At 67.4% G+C, this 19,682-nt stretch carries 20 protein-coding genes and 1 pseudogene; 13 read left to right on the forward strand and 8 right to left on the reverse strand.

Translation table 11 applies throughout. The features are described 5' to 3' along the window. Nucleotides 1-8: 8 nt before the first annotated feature. The 4 genes from ASC79_RS09395 (at nt 9) to ASC79_RS09410 (ending at nt 3,060) form a co-directional block, all read left to right on the forward strand. Nucleotides 9-815, forward strand: a complete 807-nt coding sequence (locus tag ASC79_RS09395) for a cytochrome b/b6 domain-containing protein (RefSeq protein ID WP_056023123.1) — start codon at nt 9-11, stop codon at nt 813-815. Then, nucleotides 812-1,582 (forward strand): molybdopterin-dependent oxidoreductase, encoded by a 771-nt coding sequence (locus ASC79_RS09400; RefSeq protein WP_056023120.1) that lies wholly within the window; start codon nt 812-814, stop codon nt 1,580-1,582. Before ASC79_RS09395 ends, ASC79_RS09400 begins: the two co-directional genes overlap by 4 nt. A gap of 78 nt (nt 1,583-1,660) precedes the next feature. Next, the gene (locus ASC79_RS09405) at nt 1,661-2,119 is read left to right on the forward strand and encodes a hypothetical protein (protein WP_056023117.1); all 459 of its coding nucleotides are present in this window, start codon (nt 1,661-1,663) and stop codon (nt 2,117-2,119) included. A 113-nt stretch (nt 2,120-2,232) separates the two neighbouring features. Continuing rightward, nucleotides 2,233-3,060 carry an SDR family NAD(P)-dependent oxidoreductase gene (locus ASC79_RS09410; RefSeq protein ID WP_056023114.1) on the forward strand — a complete coding sequence of 276 codons (828 nt, stop codon included), beginning with the start codon at nt 2,233-2,235 and terminating at the stop codon, nt 3,058-3,060. Nucleotides 3,061-3,106: 46 nt separating this feature from the next. Here ASC79_RS09410 and ASC79_RS09415 read toward each other — a convergent pair whose 3' ends face one another. After that, on the reverse strand, nt 3,107-4,168 hold the full coding sequence (locus tag ASC79_RS09415) for a deoxyhypusine synthase (protein WP_056023111.1): 1,062 nt from the start codon (nt 4,166-4,168) through the stop codon (nt 3,107-3,109). A gap of 96 nt (nt 4,169-4,264) precedes the next feature. After that, entirely contained in the window at nt 4,265-5,518 is a 1,254-nt protein-coding gene (locus ASC79_RS09420) for a type III PLP-dependent enzyme (protein WP_056023108.1), read from the reverse strand. A gap of 184 nt (nt 5,519-5,702) precedes the next feature. Between ASC79_RS09420 and ASC79_RS09425 the strand changes: the two genes are divergently transcribed. Then, on the forward strand, nt 5,703-6,287 hold the full coding sequence (locus tag ASC79_RS09425) for a GNAT family N-acetyltransferase (RefSeq protein WP_200937100.1): 585 nt from the start codon (nt 5,703-5,705) through the stop codon (nt 6,285-6,287). Here ASC79_RS09425 and ftrA read toward each other — a convergent pair. Beyond that, nucleotides 6,257-7,216, reverse strand: coding sequence for a transcriptional regulator FtrA (gene ftrA / locus ASC79_RS09430; RefSeq protein WP_056023105.1), 960 nt, complete (start codon nt 7,214-7,216; stop codon nt 6,257-6,259). The two genes, ASC79_RS09425 and ftrA, sit on opposite strands and share 31 nt — an antisense overlap. Before the next feature lie 116 nt (nt 7,217-7,332). Here ftrA and ASC79_RS09435 point away from each other — a divergent pair, with 116 nt between their 5' ends. The 7 genes from ASC79_RS09435 (at nt 7,333) to ASC79_RS09465 (ending at nt 13,553) form a co-directional block, all read left to right on the forward strand. Then, on the forward strand, nt 7,333-7,734 hold the full coding sequence (locus tag ASC79_RS09435) for a rhodanese-like domain-containing protein (protein WP_056023102.1): 402 nt from the start codon (nt 7,333-7,335) through the stop codon (nt 7,732-7,734). After that, a complete protein-coding gene (locus ASC79_RS09440) occupies nt 7,731-8,177 on the forward strand; it encodes a GNAT family N-acetyltransferase (protein ID WP_056023099.1) in 447 nt (148 codons plus the stop codon). The genes ASC79_RS09435 and ASC79_RS09440 overlap by 4 nt, the downstream gene beginning before the upstream one ends. A gap of 154 nt (nt 8,178-8,331) precedes the next feature. Next, nucleotides 8,332-9,126: a phosphonate ABC transporter ATP-binding protein gene (gene phnC, locus ASC79_RS09445; protein WP_056023095.1), complete on the forward strand. Its 795-nt coding sequence runs from the start codon at nt 8,332-8,334 to the stop codon at nt 9,124-9,126. Next, a complete protein-coding gene (gene phnD / locus ASC79_RS09450) occupies nt 9,123-10,145 on the forward strand; it encodes a phosphate/phosphite/phosphonate ABC transporter substrate-binding protein (protein ID WP_056023091.1) in 1,023 nt (340 codons plus the stop codon). Before phnC ends, phnD begins: the two co-directional genes overlap by 4 nt. A gap of 3 nt (nt 10,146-10,148) precedes the next feature. Beyond that, complete coding sequence (gene phnE, locus ASC79_RS09455) at nt 10,149-10,964, forward strand: phosphonate ABC transporter, permease protein PhnE (RefSeq protein WP_056023089.1); 816 nt, start codon at nt 10,149-10,151, stop codon at nt 10,962-10,964. Between the two features lie 270 nt (nt 10,965-11,234). Next, nucleotides 11,235-12,446: an OprO/OprP family phosphate-selective porin gene (locus ASC79_RS09460; RefSeq protein WP_056023086.1), complete on the forward strand. Its 1,212-nt coding sequence runs from the start codon at nt 11,235-11,237 to the stop codon at nt 12,444-12,446. A 66-nt stretch (nt 12,447-12,512) separates the two neighbouring features. Beyond that, nucleotides 12,513-13,553 (forward strand): substrate-binding domain-containing protein, encoded by a 1,041-nt coding sequence (locus ASC79_RS09465; protein ID WP_056023083.1) that lies wholly within the window; start codon nt 12,513-12,515, stop codon nt 13,551-13,553. A 60-nt stretch (nt 13,554-13,613) separates the two neighbouring features. Here ASC79_RS09465 and ASC79_RS09470 read toward each other — a convergent pair whose 3' ends face one another. From ASC79_RS09470 to ASC79_RS09480, 4 genes and pseudogenes are all read right to left on the reverse strand, one after another. Beyond that, nucleotides 13,614-14,846, reverse strand: coding sequence for an alpha/beta fold hydrolase (locus tag ASC79_RS09470; RefSeq protein WP_056023080.1), 1,233 nt, complete (start codon nt 14,844-14,846; stop codon nt 13,614-13,616). Between the two features lie 10 nt (nt 14,847-14,856). After that, entirely contained in the window at nt 14,857-15,954 is a 1,098-nt protein-coding gene (locus ASC79_RS09475) for a glycosyltransferase family 1 protein (RefSeq protein ID WP_056023703.1), read from the reverse strand. Nucleotides 15,955-16,065: 111 nt separating this feature from the next. Further along, nucleotides 16,066-16,257, reverse strand: a pseudogene (locus tag ASC79_RS21770) (TetR/AcrR family transcriptional regulator); the annotation flags it as partial. A gap of 56 nt (nt 16,258-16,313) precedes the next feature. Next, nucleotides 16,314-17,147, reverse strand: coding sequence for a UDP-2,3-diacylglucosamine diphosphatase (locus tag ASC79_RS09480; protein ID WP_056023077.1), 834 nt, complete (start codon nt 17,145-17,147; stop codon nt 16,314-16,316). Nucleotides 17,148-17,300: 153 nt separating this feature from the next. Here ASC79_RS09480 and ASC79_RS09485 point away from each other — a divergent pair, with 153 nt between their 5' ends. Further along, nucleotides 17,301-17,936: a TetR/AcrR family transcriptional regulator gene (locus tag ASC79_RS09485; protein WP_056023074.1), complete on the forward strand. Its 636-nt coding sequence runs from the start codon at nt 17,301-17,303 to the stop codon at nt 17,934-17,936. Here ASC79_RS09485 and ASC79_RS09490 read toward each other — a convergent pair. Continuing rightward, nucleotides 17,933-19,678, reverse strand: coding sequence for a DUF885 family protein (locus ASC79_RS09490; RefSeq protein WP_056023071.1), 1,746 nt, complete (start codon nt 19,676-19,678; stop codon nt 17,933-17,935). The two genes, ASC79_RS09485 and ASC79_RS09490, sit on opposite strands and share 4 nt — an antisense overlap. Nucleotides 19,679-19,682: the final 4 nt, after the last annotated feature.

Raw genomic sequence — 19,682 nt, forward strand, 5'->3', positions numbered from 1 at the left:
GAAGCCGAATGCCGCCCCCCGCCAGCACGCTTGTCCGTCGGCACAGCCTGGTCACGCGCGCGACGCACTGGATCAACCTGGCGGCGCTGGTCGTGCTGCTGCTCAGCGGGCTGCAGATCTTCAACGCCCACCCGGCCCTGTACTGGGGCGACGTCTCGACCTTCGCACGGCCGTGGGTGGCGATGTTCGCGGGCGAGCGCGGCGGCGAAGCGGTCGGCGTCACCAAGATCGGTTCTACCCTTTTCGAAACCACCGGCGTCCTGGGCTTTTCCGGCAACGAGGTGCGCGGGTTTCCGTCCTGGGCGACCTTGCCGAGCTATCGCAGCCTGGCCGACGGCCGTCGCTGGCACTTCGCCTTCGCCTGGCTCTTCGTGTTGAACGGCCTGGTCTATGTGAGCGCGGGACTGATCGGCGGCCACTTCCGCCGCGACCTGCTGCCGGGCCGCGACCAGCTGGCGCCAGGCCACTTGCTGCGCGAGGTCTCCGACCATGCGCGGCTGCGCTTTCCCAAGGGTGAAGCGGCGCGCCGCTACAACGCCCTGCAGAAACTGACCTATCTGGCGGTGATCTTCGTCCTGCTGCCGATGATGGTGCTGACCGGGCTGTCGATGTCGCCGGGGATGAATGCGGGCTTCCCCTGGCTGCCCGAGCTGTTCGGCGGCCGACAGTCGGCGCGGACGCTGCACTTCATCAGCGCCGGCCTGATCGTGCTGTTCGTGCTGGTCCACGTCGCCATGGTGCTGGTCTCCGGGCCGGTGAACAGCCTGCGCGCGATGATCACCGGCAAGTACGCCATAGGGGAGGATGGACGATGATGGACCGTCGTCGCTGGCTGTCGGGCCTGGCCGTCACAGCGCTCGGCGCCGCGCTGGGGGCCTGTGACAAGCTCACCATGAACGCCGGCGTGCAGAAGGGGCTGGCCCAGGCCGAAGGGCTGACCCGGCGCGTGCAGCGGCTGGTGGTCGACCGCAAGGCGCTGGCCCAGGAATTCACGCCGGCCGAGATTTCCCCGGACTTCCGGGCGAACGGCTCGACCGCGCCGGGAGATCCAGAGTACCGGGCCCTGGTCGAGGCCGGCTTCGCCGACTGGCGGCTGGTGGTGGACGGGTTGGTGGAGCGGCCCTTGTCGCTGAGCCTGGCCGAACTGCGCGCGCAGCCGGCGCGGACCCAGATCACCCGGCATGACTGTGTCGAAGGCTGGTCGGCGATCGGCCAGTGGACCGGCGCGCGGCTGGGGCCGCTGCTGGACCGGGCGGGCCTGAAGGAAGAGGCGCGCTATATCGTCTTCCATTGCGCCGACACACTGGATCCGAACGCGCCGGAGGGGCTTGGCCGCTACTACGAGAGCATCGACCTGATCGACGCCTATCATCCGCAGAGCATCCTGGCCTACGACATGAACGGCGGGCCTCTGGAGGTGAAGTTCGGGGCGCCGCTGCGCCTGCGGGTCGAGCGACAGCTGGGTTACAAGCACGCCAAGTACGTCATGCGGATCGAGGCGGTCGCCGATCTGGCCGGCATAGGCGGCGGCAAGGGCGGCTTCTGGGAAGATCGCGGCTACGAGTGGTACGCCGGGATCTGAGCCCGGAATTGACATCGGCGCGGGAATTCACGGAACTGGTCAAGGCGGGGGCGGACCCTGGCGGACAGGACAGTGGCCATGAATGCAGTCATCGCGTCCGGCGCCGGCTTTCTGGCGGCGGTGCTCTGGGTCGATCTGATGTTCGACGTGCAGGTCCAGCGGCGCGGCCCGGACCGAGCATCCGACGAGGTGCTGGTCTCGCTGGCGGCCTACTATCGACGGGTGATGACCGGGGCCTGGCCGATGAACTGGGTGACCCCCTCGGTGGCGGCCCTGACCCTGGCGGCGATCCTGATCCAGATCGTGCAGGGGTGGCATCCGCTGTGGGTCGGGCTTGGTTCGCTGGCCCTGGCGCTTGTGGTGATCGGGCTGGCTCTGGGCCGGACATGGCGCAATGCGGTGAGGCTGGGGCAGGCGGTGGACCTGCCGGAGGTGCAGACCAGGCTGGCGGTCGATATCTACCGCGATCACATGATCTGCCTGGCCGCGATGCTGCTGCTGGTCGGGCTGCAAGTCGCGACGAGCTACCAGTTCTAGGGGATAGCCCAGGGTGATCGCCCGAAGAGCTCGGTCGGGGCGGCGCAGAATTGAACCTGTGCGGTGACGAGAGCCGTTAGACTGAGGCGCAGTCCGCAGCCCTGGAGATCGTCATGCACCCCGCCATCGCTACTGGAAACGTCGCAGTCGTCACTGGCGCGGCCAACGGCATCGGTGCGGCCGCGGCCAGGCGCTTCGTGCGTGAGGGGCTGCGAGTCTGCCTCGCCGACGCCGACGCGGAAGGTTTGGCGCGGGTGCAGGCCGAACTTGGAGACCAGGCGGTTGCGGTGAACGTTGACGTGTCCGACCAGGCGGCCATGGAGGCGTTGGCCCGCACCGTCGCGGATCGGCTGGGCCCGGTGTCGGTATTGATGAACAACGCCGGGGTCGGCGGCGGCGGCGACGCGCTGTCCAATCCCGAGGGCTGGTCGCGGGTGTTGGGGATCAACCTGATGGGGGTGTTGCACGGGGTGCAGGCTTTCGCGCCGGCCATGGCGCAGAGCGGCGCGCCCGGGCTGGTGATCAATACCGGATCCAAGCAGGGCGTGACCATGCCGCCGGGAGACACCGCCTACAATGTCTCCAAGGCCGGGGTGAAGGCGCTGACCGAAGGGCTGGCGCACACGCTGCGCAACACGCCCGGCTGCCAGGTGAGCGCGCATCTGCTGGTGCCGGGGTTCACCTATACGGGGATGATCGCCCGCCGTATTCCCGAGCGGCCTGCCGCGGCCTGGACCTCCGAGCAGGTGGTCGACCGGATGTTCGAGGGGATCGCGCGCGGCGAATTCTATCTGTGGTGCGAGGACAACGAGACGCCGCGGGCCGTGGACGAGAAGCGCGTGCTGTGGACGGCAGGCGACATCGTCGAGAACCGCCCGGCGCTGTCGCGCTGGCACCCAGACTGGAAGGAGCGGTTCGACCGCTACATGGCGGGCGAATAGTCCAAAGAAAAACGGCGTCCCGCGAAGGACGCCGTTTTGTTGTGTCTTAGGCCTTCTTTTCGAAGAGCTTGTTCCAGCGCGGCTTGGTGCGGGCCTTCCACGACCCGCGGTGCCAGGCGTCCGAGGCGATCAGCGGGACCACGGTGGTGGCTTCGGCGAAGACCATCTGTTCCCAGGTCACGTCGACCTTGCCCCAGGAGCAGGCTTCCTTGAGCGTCGAGGACGAGCAGGCGCCGTCGCGGACGTCGGCGACGGTGATCTGCACCGCGTACTTATGCATCTCGGCTTCGTGGCCGAGGATCTCGGCGCAGACCACGGTGTCCTGGGCGAAGTTCTTCGGAACGCCGCCGCCGACCATGAACAGGCCGGTGGTGCCGGCCGCCAGCTTGATGTCGGTCAGTTCGCGGAAGTCGGCGACCGCATCGATGGTCAGGTAGGGCTTGCCCTCCTTCATCCGCTCGACCTGGTGCTTGACCAGGCCGAAGCCCGCCGAGCTATCGACGAAGGCCGGGCAGAAGATCGGCACGCCTTCGCGATAGGCGACCTCGATCAGCGAGTCGGGCTTCTTGGCGTTGCCGGCGGCCAGCCACTTGCCCATCTCCCAGATGAACTCGCGCGACGAATAGGGGCGCGGCTCCAGCAGATTGCAGATCTCGTAGATCGTGCCGTCGCAGTTCTGGAGTTCTTCCTCGTCGATATAGGTGTCGTAGATGCGGTCGATGTAGAGGTCGCGCAGGTCGCGGTCGTCGACGTTCGACTGGGCCTGATAGTGCTTGAAGCCGAGGGCTTCGAAGAAGTCCATGTCGACGATCGAGGCGCCGGTCGCGACGATCGTGTCGATCATCCCGTACTTCACCATGTCGCGGTAGATGTGCATGCAGCCGCCGGCGCTGGTCGAGCCCGCGAGGGTCAGCCAGGTCGAGCAGTCCTTGTCTTCCAGCGACATCGACCAGATGTCGGCGGCGCGCGCGGTGTCGCGGCTGGTGAAGCTCATCTTGCGCATGGCGTCGATGACCGGACGGGCGTCGTACTGGTCGATCGCCACGTGCTCGACGGTGTTGGCCAGCAACTCGGCCTTGCGGTTCGACTTCTGAACGTCAGCGTTCATTCTCTGAAACCTCTAGAGTTTGAGCGCCCGTCCAAATGGAAGAGGCGCGACCGGGACGGAGCGACCGGCCGCGCCTATAACTACCGAGCAGCCGGCTTATTTCCGCCGACGCTTCTTCCCGCGCGCACGCGACAGCTTCACGACATTCTGGTTCTCCTGGCGGGGAACCGGAATGGACCGACGGGCCAGGCCGTACATCGAGGCCATGGGGGCGTCGGAGGCCTCGACGGTTTCGGCGTCGCCGTAGCCGTTGAAGCGGGTGTTCATCGCCACGCCGTAGGCGCCGAGCATGCCGATCTCGACATAGTCGCCCTCGCGCACATCCTCCGGCAGCCAGAACGGGCCGGGCATGTGGTCGAGCGAGTCGCAGGTCGGGCCCCAGAAACGGTAGGGCTTGAGCGGGCCTTTGACTTCCTCGGCCTCGCCGTTCTCGCTGCGGAGCAGCTTGACCGGAAAGGGCCATTTGGTGTGCGCGGCGTCGAACAGCGAGCCGTACGACCCGTCGTTCAGATAGAGCGCGTCGCCCTTCTTGAGCTCGACCTTGGTGAGGATCGACGAGCCTTCGGCGACCAGAGCCCGGCCGGGTTCGCACCACAGCTCGGTCGTCTCGTGCACCATCATCTCGGCGAAGCCGCGGTCGATGGAGTCCATGTAGTCGGCCAGATCCGGCGGAACCATGCCGGGATAGACCGACGGGAAGCCGCCGCCCACGTCCACCACGTCGGCGAACACGCCGGCGCGGACCAGGGCGCGCGAGGCCTGGGTCATGGCTGCCTGGTACGCCGTAGGCCGCATGCACTGGCTGCCGACATGGAACGAGACGCCCATCAGGTCCTGGGTCGCGCGGCGGGTCGCGAGCAGCAGGCCGGGAGCTTGATGCGCATCGACGCCGAACTTGCCGGCCAGCGAATAGGCCGCGCCTTCGGCGGTGACGCCGAGGCGGACGATCAGGTTGAGGTCCTTCGCGCCCTGGGTCGCGGCGAGGATCTTCTCGAGTTCCTCGTGCGTATCCAGCGAGAAGGTCTTCACGCCGTGGTCGAAGTAGGCGGCCGCAATCGCGGCGCGGCTCTTCACCGGGTGCATGAACGCCATGCGGGAACCCGGCGCGTGCTCGGCGACAAGCTCGATCTCGGGGACCGAGGCCACATCGAAGGACGTCACACCGTTTTCGACGAGGGCCTTGATGACCCACGGCGAAGGATTAGCCTTTACGGCGTAGAAGACGTCGCCTTTGAAATTTTCCTGGAACCAGCGCGCCGCTACCGCCACCGCGTCCGGTCGCGCAATGGCGACAGGGCGTTCCGGTGGCCGCTCACGGACCAGGTCCAGGGGCGTATGGTACGTGCGCAATTCACGTAGCCCCCATCTGCAGTTGAACCCAGCCGGCGTTAGCAGCGCTTTTTCAGGACATCGGGTCCGCCGGAGCCGTGCGAAATAGGGTCGATGACCCCTGATGTAAAGGGGTTTGTTTCTTCGCCCAAAAATTGTCATCAAACCCAGGCCCGGCCAGGGCTTGCGAGGGGGAGGCCGCGACGTGGTTTCCAGGGATTTTCCAGAGGCGCCGATCGCTTTGCGCACAGCGGTTTCCGAGGATGCGGCGGCGATCGCCAGACTCCACGACGAGGTGTGGCGCGCGACCTATCGCGACCTGGCGACCCAGGCGGCCTGGAAGGGCCTGACCGAGCCGGTCCGCCGGGCGCGTTGGGAGGAAGTGCTGGGCGAGCCGCACGCCCAGCGCGTGACCCTGGTCGCCGAACGGAACGGGAGCATCGTCGCGTTCGGCACGGCCTGCGCGCCCACGGAAGCCGTGTTCGAGGGGCGCGGCGAGATACGCTGGTTGCATGTGGACGCCTCGGTCCAAGGCGCCGGGATCGGTCGGCGGCTGATGTCGGCGCTCGCGGGGCGGCTCGCAGACTGGGGCTATGGCGGCTGCGCGCTGGCGGTGGTGGCAGGCAATATGCCGGCCATCGGCTTCTACGAGCGCCTGGGCGGGCGGCGCGCCGGCGGGTTCACCGACCCGGGTCCCCTATGGCGCTCTGAAAACGTCGTCTTCGTGTGGGATGTGCTGACGGACTTGATCGCCGCCGCTCAGGCGCCGGCGAAGAACCGCTCCTTGTAGGCCGCGGGGCTGAGGCCGAGGCGGCTACGAAAGTGGTGGCGCAGGGTGGCGGCGGCCCCGAAGCCACTCTCGACCGCCACCTGCTCGATTGAAAGGCTGCTGGCCTCGAGCAACTCGCGGGCGCGGTCGAGGCGAGCCGTCACCAGCCACTCGCCGGGCGCCGCGCCGGTCGCTTCGCGGAAACGGCGGACGAAGGTGCGCTCGCTCATCGCGGCGCGGGCGGCCATCTGCGCGACGGTCGGGGGCGTCTTCACCTCCTGGCGCAACTCGTCGAGGAGGTGGGTCAGGCGCGAGCCAGGGGCGTCCCGCACGGGCCGCTCGATGAACTGGGCCTGGCCGCCGTCCCGATGGGGCGCGACGACCAGGCGACGGGCGACGTGGTTGGCGATCTTTGGACCGAAGTCGCGGCGGACCAGATGCAGGCAGAGATCGAGCCCCGCGGCGCTGCCGGCGGAGGTCAGGATCTGGCCCGTGTCGACATAGAGCACGTTCGGATCGACGGTCAGGGCCGGATAGCGCTGCTGGAGCTTCTCAGCATAGCGCCAGTGGGTGGTGACCCGTAGACCGTCCAGCAGACCGGCTGCGGCCAGTACGAACACCCCTGAGCAGATGGTGACCAGCCGCGCCCCGCTCGCATGGGCCGCGCGCAGGGCGGCCAGCAGGTCGTCGCTGGGCTGAACATCGGCGCCCTTCCAGCCGGGAATGACGATCGTGCCGGCGCCAGCCAGCGCCTCCAGGCCAGCCTCGGCGTGCACCCTCAGGCCGCCCATGGCGCGCAGCGGGCCAGGTTCGGCCGCGCAGACTTCGAAGCTGTACCAATCGGGGCCGAGCTCGGGACGGGGCAGGCCAAACACCTCGGCCGCGCAGCCGAACTCGAAGCTGCAGAGGTTGTCGTAGGCGAGCGCGACGATACGGCGATTGGGCTGCATGCGGCGAACCTACAGGCATCGCGTTTGGCAGGATATTGCCGATTGTTGGCATTCCTGCCGATTGTCGGACGCCGGGTGTACGGCGAGGTTGCGGTCGCCAAACAAGGGAGCCGCCAATGACCAACCCCGTCACCCAGTCGCCAGCCGCCACTTCCGCCGAGGCCCTGGCTCACTTCGAACGAGAGTTCGCCTTCGAGACCGATTGCTGGGACGTCCACGCCGCGATGACGTCCGGAAATCCTGGTTTCGTCCTGGTCGACGTGCGCGGTCCCGACCTGTTCGCCAGAGGACACGTACCGGGCGCGCTCAACATCCCTCACGGCAAGATGATCGCCTCGCGGATGGAGGCGTGGCCGGCCGAGACCCTGTTCGTCGTCTATTGCGCAGGCCCGCACTGCAACGGCGCAGCGCGCGGGGCGGTGCGGCTGGCGCGGCTCGGCCGCCCGGTGAAGCGAATGGACGGAGGCGTCACCGGATGGATCGATGAAGGCTTCGACCTGGCGGTTCCCGCAGCATGATCCGCCGGGCTCGCCGGTCGGATCTGGCGGCTGTCGTCGCCCTGGTCGCCGAGCACGCGGCGTTCGAGCGTGCGGCCGCGGCAACGGAAGGCCTGGAGGAGCGCCTCGCCGCGGCGGCGTTCCAGGCCGGGCGACTTTTCATCTGGGTGGCCGAGCGGGACGGGGTCCTGGTCGGCTACGCCAGCGCCAGCCGTGAGTTCGCCACGTGGTCCGGGGCCGAGCACCTGCATCTGGACTGCCTCTTCCTGGGTGAAGGCGCTCGCGGCCTTGGGCTCGGCGCGGCCTTCATGCAGGCGGTGACCGCCCAGGCGCGCCAGGAGGGGCTGGACCGCGTCGAGTGGCAGACCCCAGCTTGGAACGAGGCGGCCATCGCCTTTTACCGCCGTGGCGGAGCCCGCGATCTGGCCAAGGCTCGTTTCAGCCTCGAGGTCGCTTCCGATTGACTTCCCTAGCGCAATTGCGGGCTTCCCTCCCGCGGGTGCAGTATCCGACGCTGGACCGAAAGCGTGGCCCCGTGTCATGAAGCCGTCGCAGAGGTCGGCGATCACAGCCAGTCCGTACCAATGCGCGCGCTGATCCGGGGAAGCCTCGCCATCTATGTCTGAAGCCGCCGTACTGTCCGTGCGGAACGCCTCCAAGAGCTTTGGCTCGCGGCGCGCGCTCGATTCCGTTTCCCTCAATGTCAGCAAGGGCGAGATGATCGCCCTGATCGGGCCGTCCGGATCGGGCAAGTCGACGCTGCTGCGTTCGATCAGCGGTCTGCAGACCATCGATGGCGGCGAGGGCCGCATCGAGGCGTTCGGCGGCGTCGTGCAGTCGGACGGCAAGATCAGCGGCAAGGTGCGCGAGGCGCGCATCCGCATCGGCTTCATCTTCCAGCAGTTCAACCTGGTCGGCCGGCTGACCCTGTTCTCGAATGTGGCGCTGGGCTCGCTGGGGCGCATCCCGTTCCTGCGTGGGGTGCTCGGCTTCTGGCCGGACGAGACCAAGCACGCGGTGATGGCGGCCCTGGCGCGGGTGGGCGTGGCCGAGTACGCCGGCCAACGCGCCAACACCCTCTCCGGCGGCCAGCAGCAGCGCGGCGCGATCGCCCGCGCGCTGGTCCAGAAGGCGAAGATCATCCTGGCCGACGAGCCTGTCGCCTCGCTCGACCCGGTGTCGGCGCGGCGGGTCATGGACATCCTGCGCGATCTCAACCGGCAGGACGGCCTTACGGTGGTCGTCACCCTGCACCAGGTGGACTACGCTCTGCGCTACTGCGACCGCGTGGTTGCGCTGAAGGCGGGCAAGGTCGTCTATGACGGCCCGGCATCGGGACTGGAACGCAAACAGCTCATCGACATCTACGGCCCGGAATTCGAAGACGTCTTCTGGGAAGGAGCCCCGCAATGATCGACCGTCGCCTGCTCATCGGCAGCAGCCTGGCCGCCCTTAGTCTTGCGGCCTGCGGCAAGTCCGAAACCACGACGCCGGCCGGCGGCCCGCCGAAGGTGGTCAACTTCTCGATCCTGGCGACCGAGAACTCCACCAGCATGGAGACCTTCTGGAAGCCGATCCTGGCCGATATGGAAAAGTCGATCGGCATTCCGGTTAAGCCGTTCTTCGCGTCGAACTACACGGCGCTGATCGAGGCCCTGCGCTTCAAGCAGACCGACGCGGGCTGGTTCTCCAACCAGTCGGGCCTGGAGGCCGTGCGCCGTTCGAACGGCGAGGTCTTCGCCCGCACTTTCGATCCCAGCGGATCGGACGGATACAAGTCGCTGCTGATCGTGCCGGCCAGTTCGAAGACCACGCTGGAAGACGTGCTGAAGTGCGACAAGACGCTGACCTTCGGCATCGGCGACGCCAAGTCGACCTCGGGCACGCTGGCGCCGATGACGTATCTCTTCGCGCCCAAGGGCATTCGGCCTGAGGCCTGCTTCAAGCAGGTGCGCGCCGCCAATCACCAGGCCAACCTGTTCTCGGTCGCCAAGGGCGTCCTGGACGTAGCGACCAACAACTCCACCGCCCTGCGCCTGCAGCGCGAGCGCGGCTCGCCCGTGGCCGATCAGGTGCGGGTGATCTGGGAAAGTCCCAAGCTGCCTGAGGACCCGATCATCTGGCGCAGCGACCTCGATCCCGCGGTGAAGGAGAAGCTGCGTCAGTTCTTCCTGACCTACGCCCAGGGCGAAGGCCCGGAGGCCGAGCGCCAGCGCAAGCTGCTGGCCGCGCTGTCGATCGGCGGCTTCCGCCCGGCCGACAACTCGCACCTGTTGCCGGTGCGCGAGATGGAAGCGACCGAACAACTGCTGTCGGCGCGCAACGCTGGCGACAAGGTGAAGGAAGGGCAGGCCCAGAAGGCGCTCGACACCATCGCCACCGAGCGCGCAGCGCTGGAAGCCAAGACCGGCCAGCCCGTCGCGGCCCAATAGGACATTCACGTGACCGCCAGCGTAACTGACGCCGCCCTTCTGAAGCCGCCGTCCCGGCCCCTGGGCCAGCAAGTGTTCGACGTCGCCCTGTGGGGCGGCATCGCGGTGCTGCTGGTGATCAGCTTCGGTCCCGCGGAAATGAGCAAGCTGCCTTTGCTCTTCCAGAACTCGGACAACATGCGTCAGTTCGGGCGCGAGTTTCTGCGCCCCGACTTCAGCGACTGGACGTTCCTGGTCGGCCAGATGTGGCTGACCGTGCAAATCGCGCTGTGGGGCACCGCCATCGCCGTGCTGCTGGCTGTGCCGCTGGGCCTGCTGGGCGCGCGCAACGTCACGCCGTCCTACGTCCAGCTGCCGATCCGGCGGATGATGGACATGCTGCGCTCGGTGCCCGACCTGGTCATCGGCACGATCTTCGTGGTCGCCGTCGGCCTGGGGCCGTTCGCCGGGGTCATGGCCCTGGCGCTCAACACCGGCGGCGTTCTGGGCAAGCTGTTCTCCGAGGCGGTCGAGTCGATCGACAAGGGCCCGGTCGAAGGCGTCCGCGCCACCGGCGCGGCCCCGCTGCAGGAAGTCGTTTGGGGGGTGATCCCGCAGGTGGCGCCGCTCTGGACCTCGTACGCGCTTTATCGTTTCGAATCGAACAGCCGCGCGGCCACCGTGCTGGGTCTGATCGGCGCCGGCGGGATCGGCCAGATCCTGTTCGACAGCCTCAACTCGTTCGCCTATTCGCGAGTCGCGGCCATCGCGATCGTCATCGTGATCGCTGTCACACTGATCGACCTGCTGTCACAAACCATCCGTGGGCGTCTGCTTTAGGCGTGTCAAAAAGGTCGCAGGCGGGGCTCTTCGGGAGTCCCGCCGTCAGGCGGTCGGCGATCTCCCGATTCAATCAAGACATTGATATCAAAGGGATTAATCCCCCTCTGGGGGCGGTGAGCCCATCCCCGGAGAGGGGGATCGCAAATCCGTCATCAAACTGACGACGAGCCGTCGCGGAAGCTTGGCTGAAGCGTCACGGGACCTCGTTAAGCCGCCTCGCAAGCCTCTGAAAGGGCTCACGGGGATAGCTCTACAAGGATCCTGATAATGAAGATCAACACCTCGCTTTGCGCCGGGGCGGCGCTCGGCGTGCTCGCGCTCGCCATCGCCGGCGGCGCTCAGGCGCAAGACACCACGACGTCGTGGAAAGGCGCTCCGCAGTTTCAGAACGACTCGCTGACCTTCAAGGTCCGCGGCCGCGTCTACCAAGATTTCGTCCACCAGGAAGTGGATCGCCAGACCGGCGCCGACTTCCAAGCCGACGTCACCCGCCTGCGCACCGCTCGCCTGGGCGTCGAAGGCACTTGGAATGCGAACTGGGCCTACAAGGCCGAGTTCACCGTGGCCGGCGGCTCGGCCAACTGGGAGGACCTGATCCTCGAATACAAGCCGACCGACAGCATCTCGATCATGGCCGGTAACTTCAAAACCGTGTCGTTCGAGAACATCTCGTCGTCGCGCTACACCACCTTCATGGAACGCGGGCCGTTCAACGACGTGCTCGACATCGGCCGCGTCATGAACGTGCAGGTCAAGGCGAACGGCGAGAACTGGACCGCCGCCGCCGCGATCTCGGGCGACTCGCTCAACAACGCCGACCCGACCGCCACCGCCACCGGCGGCAGCGAGACTCTGGGCGTCAACGGCCGCGTGACCTGGGTGCCGATCAACGGCGACGCCACCAAGCTGCACGTCGGCGCCTGGGCGCGTTATCGCGACCGCCAGGACCAAGCCAACTTCACCTACCAGGCCCGCAACAACACCAACTACGGCGCGCGCTACATCACCACCGGCGCGGTCGGCGTCTCCGACACCATGGTCGGCCTGGAAGGCATCTTCATCCAGGGCCCGTTCTCGGTGCAGGGCGAGTGGGCGACCGCTGACGTGGATCGTCTGGCCAACGTCTCCAGCAACCTGAAGAGCTACTACGTGTCGGGCTCGTGGTTCGTGACCGGCGAGATGAAGAACCTCGACGTCAAGAAGGGCGAGTGGGGTCGGACCAAGATCCTGAACCCGATGACCAGCGGCGGCCTCGGCGCGCTGGAACTGGCGGTCCGCTACGACAACACCGACCTGACCGACTTCAACATCCCGGCCACGGCCGGCGAGTACTCGGCCTGGACCCTCGGCGCCAACTGGTACCCGCACCCCTACGTGCGGTTCATGGCGAACTACACGAAGTCCGAGAACGACAACCGCGCCGTCGGCGCCGACGTCGATGTCGAGACCCTGCAGTTCCGCGCTCAGTTCGACTTCTAAGACCTCCCCAGCGGGGCGGTCCCTGGGCCGCTCCGCACCCCATTTTCCCTCGAGGAGCAACCTCCCGTGAAAAAACTACTGGCCTTCACCGCCGCCGCCGCCTCCGTTATGGCGATCTCGGCTCCGGCCTACGCCGCCCGCGACTACGTCTGGGCCGCCGGCTCGTCGACCGTGTTCCCGTTCTCCACCCGCGTGGCTGAAAACTACGCCAAGAAGACCGGCAAGAAGGCTCCGAAAGTCGAGAGCCTGGGCACCGGCGGCGGCATCAAGCTGTTCTGCGGCGGCGTCGGCGACGCCTTCCCGGACATCGCCAACGCTTCGCGTCCGATGAAGAAGTCGGAGTTCGACGCCTGCGCCGCCAAGGGCGTTAAGGACATCGTCCAGATCAAGATCGGCTTCGACGGCATCGTCGTGGCGACCGACAAGGAAGGCGCCGACTACAACTTCAAGACCGAGCACCTCTACCTGGGCCTGGCCGCGAACGTGCTGCGCCAGGGCAAGTTCGTGAAGAACCCCTACCAGACGTGGGACGAGATCGGCACCGGCCTGCCGGGCAACCGCATCAACGTCTACGGCCCGCCGCCGACCTCGGGCACCCGCGACGCCTGGGTTGAGCTGGCCATCGAGGCCGGGGCCCGCAAGTTCCCGACCGCCGAAGAACTGCGCTCGAACAACGAGAAGAAGTTCAAGGAACTGGTCGATCCGATGCGCAAGGACGGCTGGGTGGACGCCGGTGAGAACGACAACGCCATCGTCGGCACCCTGACCAAGACCCCCGGCTCGCTGGGCGTCTTCGGCTGGTCCTACCTCGAAGAGAACATGGACAAGATCAAGGGCGCGGCGGTCAACGGCGTGAAGCCCACCGCGAACACCATCGCCGACGGTTCGTACCCGCTGGCCCGTTCGCTCTACATCTACGTGAAGAAGGCCAATATCGGGGTGACCCAGGGCCTGCAGGAATACCTGAACGAGTTCGTCTCCGACGCGGCGACGGGCCGGGGCGGCTATCTCGGGAGCCGCGGCCTGATCTCGCTGCCGGCCAGCCAGCACGAGGGCCAGAAGGCGCTTGCTCAGAAGCTGACCCCGATGGCGCGTCCCGCCAGCTAAAGGTTAGTCCCTGGAGAGTGGAGAGCGCCGCGGGCCAACGGGTCCGCGGCGCTTTTCGTTTCAGCCGGCTGCGCGCCGCACCTCTGTACGGACCTGGGAGCCGTTTTCCAGGGTGCGATGGACCGGGCACTTGTCGGCGATCTCGACGATCTTGGCGGCCAGGTCGTCGGAGAGTTCGCCTTCGATCGAGATCACCCGGGTGAAGCAGTCGATCTTGCCCACGGCGGGCGTGTCGGCGCCGGCGACGCCGTCGCGGACGTGGATCTTTTCGTGGCTGACATCGACCTGCACGCGGCCGATCTTGAGTCCTTTGCGCTCGGCATAGAGGCGCAGGGTCATCGAGGTGCAGGCGCCCAGCGCCACGGAGAGGTAATCGTAGGGCGATGGGCCCGTGTCGAGCCCGCCGACGCTCTCGGGTTCATCGGCGAACAGTCGGTGGCGGCCGGCCTGTATGGCGGTCTGGAACTTGCCCTCGCCGGTCTCCATGACCCGCACGTGCTCCATCGGCTCGTCGCCCTGAGGTGCGTCGGCGTCGATGTAGCGGCCCAGCCAGCCGGAGATGACCTGCGCCGCGAAGGCGGCGTCGTCGGGATCGCTGAGCAGATGGTCGGCCTTGTCGAGCGAGATGAAGCTCTTGGGGTGCTTGGCGGCCAGGAAGATGCGGGTGGCGTTCTCGATGCCGACGGTCTGGTCGAGCGGCGAGTGCAGGATCAGCAGCGGCTTCTTCATCGTGGCCACCGCCTCGCGGATGCTGCTGCGGCGCACGTCGTCGATGAACTGGCGCTTGATGGTGAAGCTGCGACCGCCGAGTTCGACCTGCGCCTGACCCTCGGCTTCGATCTGCGCGAGGCTGGATCCGAGGTTCTTCAGGACGTGGCTGGGGTCGGCGGGGGCGCCGATGGTCACCACCGCCCGGACCTCGGGAATGTCCTTGGCGACCGCCAAGGCCGCGGCGCCGCCCAGGGAGTGGCCGATCAGCACCGAGGGCGCGCGATGATGCCGCCGCAGATAGTCCGCGGCGGCGCGCAGGTCCTCGACGTTGGAGGTGAAGTTGGTCGAGGCGAACTCGCCCTGGCTCGATCCCAGTCCGGTGAAGTCGAAGCGCAGGACGGCGACGCCGATCCGCGCGAGGTCGGCGGCGATGCGCCGGGCGCCCAGCAGGTCCTTCGAACAGGCGAAGCAGTGCGCGAACAGGGCGTAGGCGCGGATCGGCCCGTTGGGCCGGTCGAGTCGGGCGGCGAGCGTCGCCCCCGAATGGCCGGGGAATTCGACGCGTTCGACGCTGGCGGACATGGGCGGTCCCTTATGCGGCCTCGGGACGCCGTCGGCGCACACGGGCGAGCCGGCGCAGCTTGCGCCAGAAGCGGGTCTTCTCCGGCTCCGGATAGGGCTGGAGGTTCTTCACGAAGTCCTCGGCGCAGGCCTTCCAGGAGAAGCCCTCGGCGAAGGCGCGCACGGTCTTGCGGTCGAGCTTGAGGGCTTCGAGGCACGCCTCGCGCAGGCCTTCGGTGGCGCTGTGCGCCAGGACGCCGGCGCCGGAACCCGGAAGGATGTCGATAGGCCCGGGGGCGGGATAGGCCGCCACGGGAATGCCGGCGGCCATGGCCTCCAGGATCACCAGCCCGAAGGTGTCGGTGAGCGAGGGGAAGACGAAGACGTCGGCGCAGGAGAAGTGCGCGGCCAGTTCGTCGCCGAACTTGGCCCCGGTGAACACCGCGGCGGGATAGCGCTCCCGCAGTTCCTCGAGCTGCGGGCCGTCGCCGACCACCACCTTGGTGCCGGGCAGGTCGAGGCCGAGGAACGCCTCGATGTTCTTCTCCACCGCCACGCGGCCGACAGAGAGGAAGATGGGCCGGGTCAGGCCTTCGAAGATGTCGGGCTCGTCGTCGCGCTTGGGGTGGAACATCACTGTGTCGACGCCGCGCGACCAGACGGAGATGTTGCCGAAGCCGTGGCGCTCCAGCTCGTCCTTCATGGTCGGGGTGGTGACCATCATGCGGCCGGACGGCTTGTGGAACCACTTCATGTAGGCGTAGCCCGCGGCCAGCGGCAAAGGCAGGCGCGCAGAGACGTATTCCGGGAAGCGGGTGTGGTAGCTGGTCGTGAAGGGAAGCTTCCATTCCACGCAGATGCGGCGCGCGGCGAGGCCCAGCGGACCCTCGGTGGCGATGTGGATGGCCTCCGGCTCGAACGCCTTGAAGCGCTCCTGCACCGGCTCGTGGGCGGCGATCGCCACCTTGATCTCGGGATAGGTCGGCAGCGGGAAGGTCTTGAACTGGTCGGGGCTGATGACCTCGACGGAGTGACCAAGGTTGGTCAGTTCAGCAACCACGCGGCTGAGCGTGCGGACGACGCCGTTGACCTGCGGCTCCCAGGCGTCGGTGACCAGCAGGATGCGCATCGGCTTGTGGCCGTTTTCGCGCGGGGCGGTGATGGCGTCGCGAATCCTCGCGGCCGGCCGGGCCGGTGTCAGCGCCTGGGCCTGCAGCCAGGCCCAGAAAGCGCCGAGCAGGGCTTCCTTGGTGGGGAAATGACGATAGACGGTGCGTTCGCCGACCTCGGCCTCGGCGGCGATGTCCGCGAAGCTGAGGTCCTCAAGGGGACCGGATTCCAGCTTGCGCGCCACGGCGTGCATGATCTGGTCGCGGGTCGCCTGTTTCTGGCGGTCGCGCAGGCTGGAAGCGTAGCGTGTCGGCGGTAACATGACAGCGGGACTGTCACCAAATCAGCAGGGCTGTCAATCAGGGGTGATCCGGGGCCCTAGGCCGCCGCCGGGGTGGGCAGGGCTTCGGGCTCAAGCGCCGGCTCGACCAGACGGATCGTCCGGTCGATGGCCGACCACGAGCGAAGCTTGGCCCAGTGCAGGATCTCGAGCGTGCCGTCGTGGTGTTCGACGAGCGCCGAGCAGCTCTCAACCCAGTCGCCGTCGTTGATATACGCGATCCCGTCGATGTCGCGCATCTCGGCTTTGTGAATGTGACCGCAGATCACGCCGTCCACGCCGCGGCGCCGCGCCTCGTCGGCGACGGCGGCCTCGAAGTTCTCGACGAACTGCAGCGCGTTCTTGACCCTGGTCTTCAGGAAGGCCGAGAGGCTCCAATAGCCGAAGCCCATCCGCCGCCTGATGCGGTTGAACAGGGTGTTGGTGGCGATCAGCGCCCGGTAGGCGTAGTCGCCCACGAAGGCCAGCCAGCGCGCATGCTGGACGACGCCGTCGAACTCGTCCCCGTGCAGGACCAGGAAGCGCTTGCCGTCGGCGGTCTCGTGGATGGCGTCGCGCACCACCACCACCCCGCCGAAGTGGACGCCGACGAACTCGCGCACGCGATCGTCGTGATTGCCCGGGACATAGATGACGTTCACGCCCTTGCGGGCCAGGCGCAGGATCTTCTGCACCACGTCGTTGTGCGACTGCGGCCAGTGCCAGCCAGAGCGCAGCTTCCAGCCGTCGACGATGTCGCCGACGAGGTAGAGCGTTTCGCACTCGATGTGCCGGATGAAATCGAGCAACAACTCGGCCTGGCAGCCTTTTGTGCCCAGATGAATGTCGGAGATGAACACCGCGCGATAGTTGCGGATCGGCAGATCTGCCATTCCGTGCCCCCTTGGCCGGCCAGAACTGCTCATCGGTTAGGCTGATTGCATGTCATTCTCATGAAACCCTCGCCGCCCCTTTTGTCGCGGCGCCTTTTGAATTAAGGGTTTGGGAAGGCCGACCCTCCCCAGGTCTCCCGAAAACAAGGTCCAATGGACGCCCGAACCTATCCTGCGAAGGAGACGCCGAAGTCTCGGCGCACCCGCGCGCGTATTCTCGACGCGGCGATGAGGCTGTTTGCCGAAAACGGCTATCACGCGGCGACCAACGCCATGATCGCCGACGCGGCCAACCTGACCCGCGGCGCGATGCTCTATCATTTCGCCAGCCGCGAAGAGCTGGTGGAGGCCGCCATCGCCCACATCGAAGTCGAGCGGGCGCGGCTGTTTGAACAAGCGGCATCTGGACCGATGGCGCCGGGGGTGGACGCCGCCGAGCATGCGATCGACGCCTACTGGGCGTTGCTGCACGAAATCCCGTTCATCGCCTTCGCCGAGCTGGAGGCCGCCGCGCGCACCGATGCGATGCTGCGCGTGCGCCTGGCCGACGCCCAGAGCGCCTTTGACCGCAACCAGGTCGGCGAACGCTTCCTGGCCCTGGCCCAGGCCGGGGTCGATCCGCGCTTCCAGACCAGCCGAGATCTCGGCCGCTTCCTGCTGGAAGGCCTGGCCCGCGGCGCGATGACCTATGATGAGGCCGCCCGCAAGGAACGGCTGCTGATGGTCGTCAAGCGGGCGGTGCGCGTCCTCAATCGCAAGGGCGACGTCCAGGAGCTCTGGCCCGACTAGCGCGCCTTTTCCGCCGCGATCCACGCGTCCATGCGACGCTCCAGCATGTCGAGCGGCATCGGGCCGGCCAGCAGCATGGCGTCGTGGAAGCGGCGGATGTCGAACTTCTCGCCCAGTCGCGCCTTCGCGTTCTCGCGGGTGGCGACGATCTTCATCTCGCCGGTCTTGTAGGCCAGGGCCTGGCCCGGCCAGGAGACGTAGCGCGCCAGCTCGACCTCGATGTTGAGCGGCGAGAGCGCGGAGTTCTTCGTGAAGCACTCGCGAGCCTGATCCAGACTCCAGCCCTTCCAGTGCAGACCGGTGTCGGCGACCAGCCGGCAGGCGCGCCACATCTCGTACGACAGTCGGCCGAAGCGTTCGTAGGCGTTGCGATAGATGCCCATCTCGCCGCCGAGCTTTTCGGCGTATAGGCCCCAGCCCTCGGTGAAGGCGGTGACGTTGGCCTCGCGGCGGAAGTAGGGGGCGTCGGCCGCCTCCTGGCCAAGAGCGATCTGCAGGTGATGTCCCGGAACCGCTTCGTGGAGCGTGAGGGCGGGCAGTTCGTAGAGCGGGCGCTGAGGCAGGTCGTAGGTGTTGACCATGTAGCCGCCGGCGACGCCCAGCTTGGGATTGCCGGGGAAGTAGCGGCCGGTGGTGTAGGTCTTCTCGATGTCGGCCGGCACCGGGCGCACGCCGTAGGTCAGGCGCGGCAGGGTTCCGAACCAGGCGGGAAGCTGGTCGTCGATCCGCTTGGCGATCTCGGAAGCCTTCTCGAGCAGCGCCTGGCGGCTGGTCGCGTAGAACTGCGGATCGCTGCGCAGATGCGCCTGAAAGGCCGCGAAGTCGCCGGTGAATCCGGTCTCGGCGATGACGCCGTCCATCTCCTTGCGGATGCGGGCGACCTCGGCCAGGCCGTTCTGGTGAATCTGGTCGGGCGTGAGCTGCGTGGTCGTGTGGTCGGAGACCAGCCAGGCGTAGTAGCGCGCGCCGTCCGGCAGGCTGCGGGCGGCCAGCGACTTGCGCGCCTTGGGCAGATACTCGTTCTGCAGGAAATCGACGAACTGCGCCTGGGCCGGGCGGACCTTGTCGCGAACGGCGGCGAGCGCCTCGGCGCGCAACGCCTGGCGGTCGGCGAGCGGGACGGACGCCGGCAAGCGGTCGATCGGGGCCAGCAGCGGATCGCTCTCGACCGGCGCGGCGGCTTGCTCGCGCGCTCGCGCGATCACCTGCTCGACGGTGCCGCGCGGCTGCGTGAAGCCGGACTTGGCTCCGCGGCGGGCGTTGGCGATCTCGGTCGCGTAATAGACCGGCGCAGCGTTCAGGCGATCAATCCAGGCGCGGGCGTCGGCGACGCTGCGCATGGGGGTCGAGGAGGCGAGGTAGCCGAGGGTCCAATGAAAGCCGCCGTCCGAGGAGAACGGCATCCGCGCCTCGTCGAAGGCCAGGCTCTGGAGCTGGCGTCCGACCGTCCAGGTCAGGAACTCGCGGTTGGTGCGGCCCTCGTCGGAAAGCCCCGCCGGATCGATGGCGGCCACGCGCGCCGCATAGTCCTTGAGGGCGGTGGTCCGCGCAGCCTCCGCCCCGGGGGAATTGTCGGGCAGGCGCGAGAGCGCGGCGCGGTCGCCCTGTTGGCCAGCCTCGATCGGATTTTGCGAGAGGCTGTAGAGCTCATAGTCGGCGATCAGCTTGCCGAGCGCGGCGTCGTCCGCGAGGGCGGGCGTCGCGCCCAAGGCAAGGATCAGGGCCAGGGGCGCCAGACGCATAATC

The sequence above is a fragment of the Phenylobacterium sp. Root1290 genome (assembly GCF_001425305.1).
GTDB lineage: Bacteria > Pseudomonadota > Alphaproteobacteria > Caulobacterales > Caulobacteraceae > Phenylobacterium.

Bases quoted from the DNA above. Each gene is read 5' to 3' on its own strand.
- ASC79_RS09395 (WP_056023123.1), top strand. From the start codon at position 9: ATGCCGCCCCCCGCCAGCACGCTTGTCCGTCGGCACAGCCTGGTCACG.
- ASC79_RS09400 (WP_056023120.1), top strand. From the start codon at position 812: ATGATGGACCGTCGTCGCTGGCTGTCGGGCCTGGCCGTCACAGCGCTC.
- ASC79_RS09405 (WP_056023117.1), top strand. From the start codon at position 1,661: ATGAATGCAGTCATCGCGTCCGGCGCCGGCTTTCTGGCGGCGGTGCTC.
- ASC79_RS09410 (WP_056023114.1), top strand. From the start codon at position 2,233: ATGCACCCCGCCATCGCTACTGGAAACGTCGCAGTCGTCACTGGCGCG.
- ASC79_RS09415 (WP_056023111.1), bottom strand. From the start codon at position 4,168: ATGAACGCTGACGTTCAGAAGTCGAACCGCAAGGCCGAGTTGCTGGCC.
- ftrA (WP_056023105.1), bottom strand. From the start codon at position 7,216: ATGCAGCCCAATCGCCGTATCGTCGCGCTCGCCTACGACAACCTCTGC.
- ASC79_RS09435 (WP_056023102.1), top strand. From the start codon at position 7,333: ATGACCAACCCCGTCACCCAGTCGCCAGCCGCCACTTCCGCCGAGGCC.
- ASC79_RS09440 (WP_056023099.1), top strand. From the start codon at position 7,731: ATGATCCGCCGGGCTCGCCGGTCGGATCTGGCGGCTGTCGTCGCCCTG.
- phnC (WP_056023095.1), top strand. From the start codon at position 8,332: ATGTCTGAAGCCGCCGTACTGTCCGTGCGGAACGCCTCCAAGAGCTTT.
- phnD (WP_056023091.1), top strand. From the start codon at position 9,123: ATGATCGACCGTCGCCTGCTCATCGGCAGCAGCCTGGCCGCCCTTAGT.
- ASC79_RS09460 (WP_056023086.1), top strand. From the start codon at position 11,235: ATGAAGATCAACACCTCGCTTTGCGCCGGGGCGGCGCTCGGCGTGCTC.
- ASC79_RS09470 (WP_056023080.1), bottom strand. From the start codon at position 14,846: ATGTCCGCCAGCGTCGAACGCGTCGAATTCCCCGGCCATTCGGGGGCG.
- ASC79_RS09475 (WP_056023703.1), bottom strand. From the start codon at position 15,954: ATGCGCATCCTGCTGGTCACCGACGCCTGGGAGCCGCAGGTCAACGGC.
- ASC79_RS09480 (WP_056023077.1), bottom strand. From the start codon at position 17,147: ATGGCAGATCTGCCGATCCGCAACTATCGCGCGGTGTTCATCTCCGAC.
- ASC79_RS09485 (WP_056023074.1), top strand. From the start codon at position 17,301: ATGGACGCCCGAACCTATCCTGCGAAGGAGACGCCGAAGTCTCGGCGC.
- ASC79_RS09490 (WP_056023071.1), bottom strand. From the start codon at position 19,678: ATGCGTCTGGCGCCCCTGGCCCTGATCCTTGCCTTGGGCGCGACGCCC.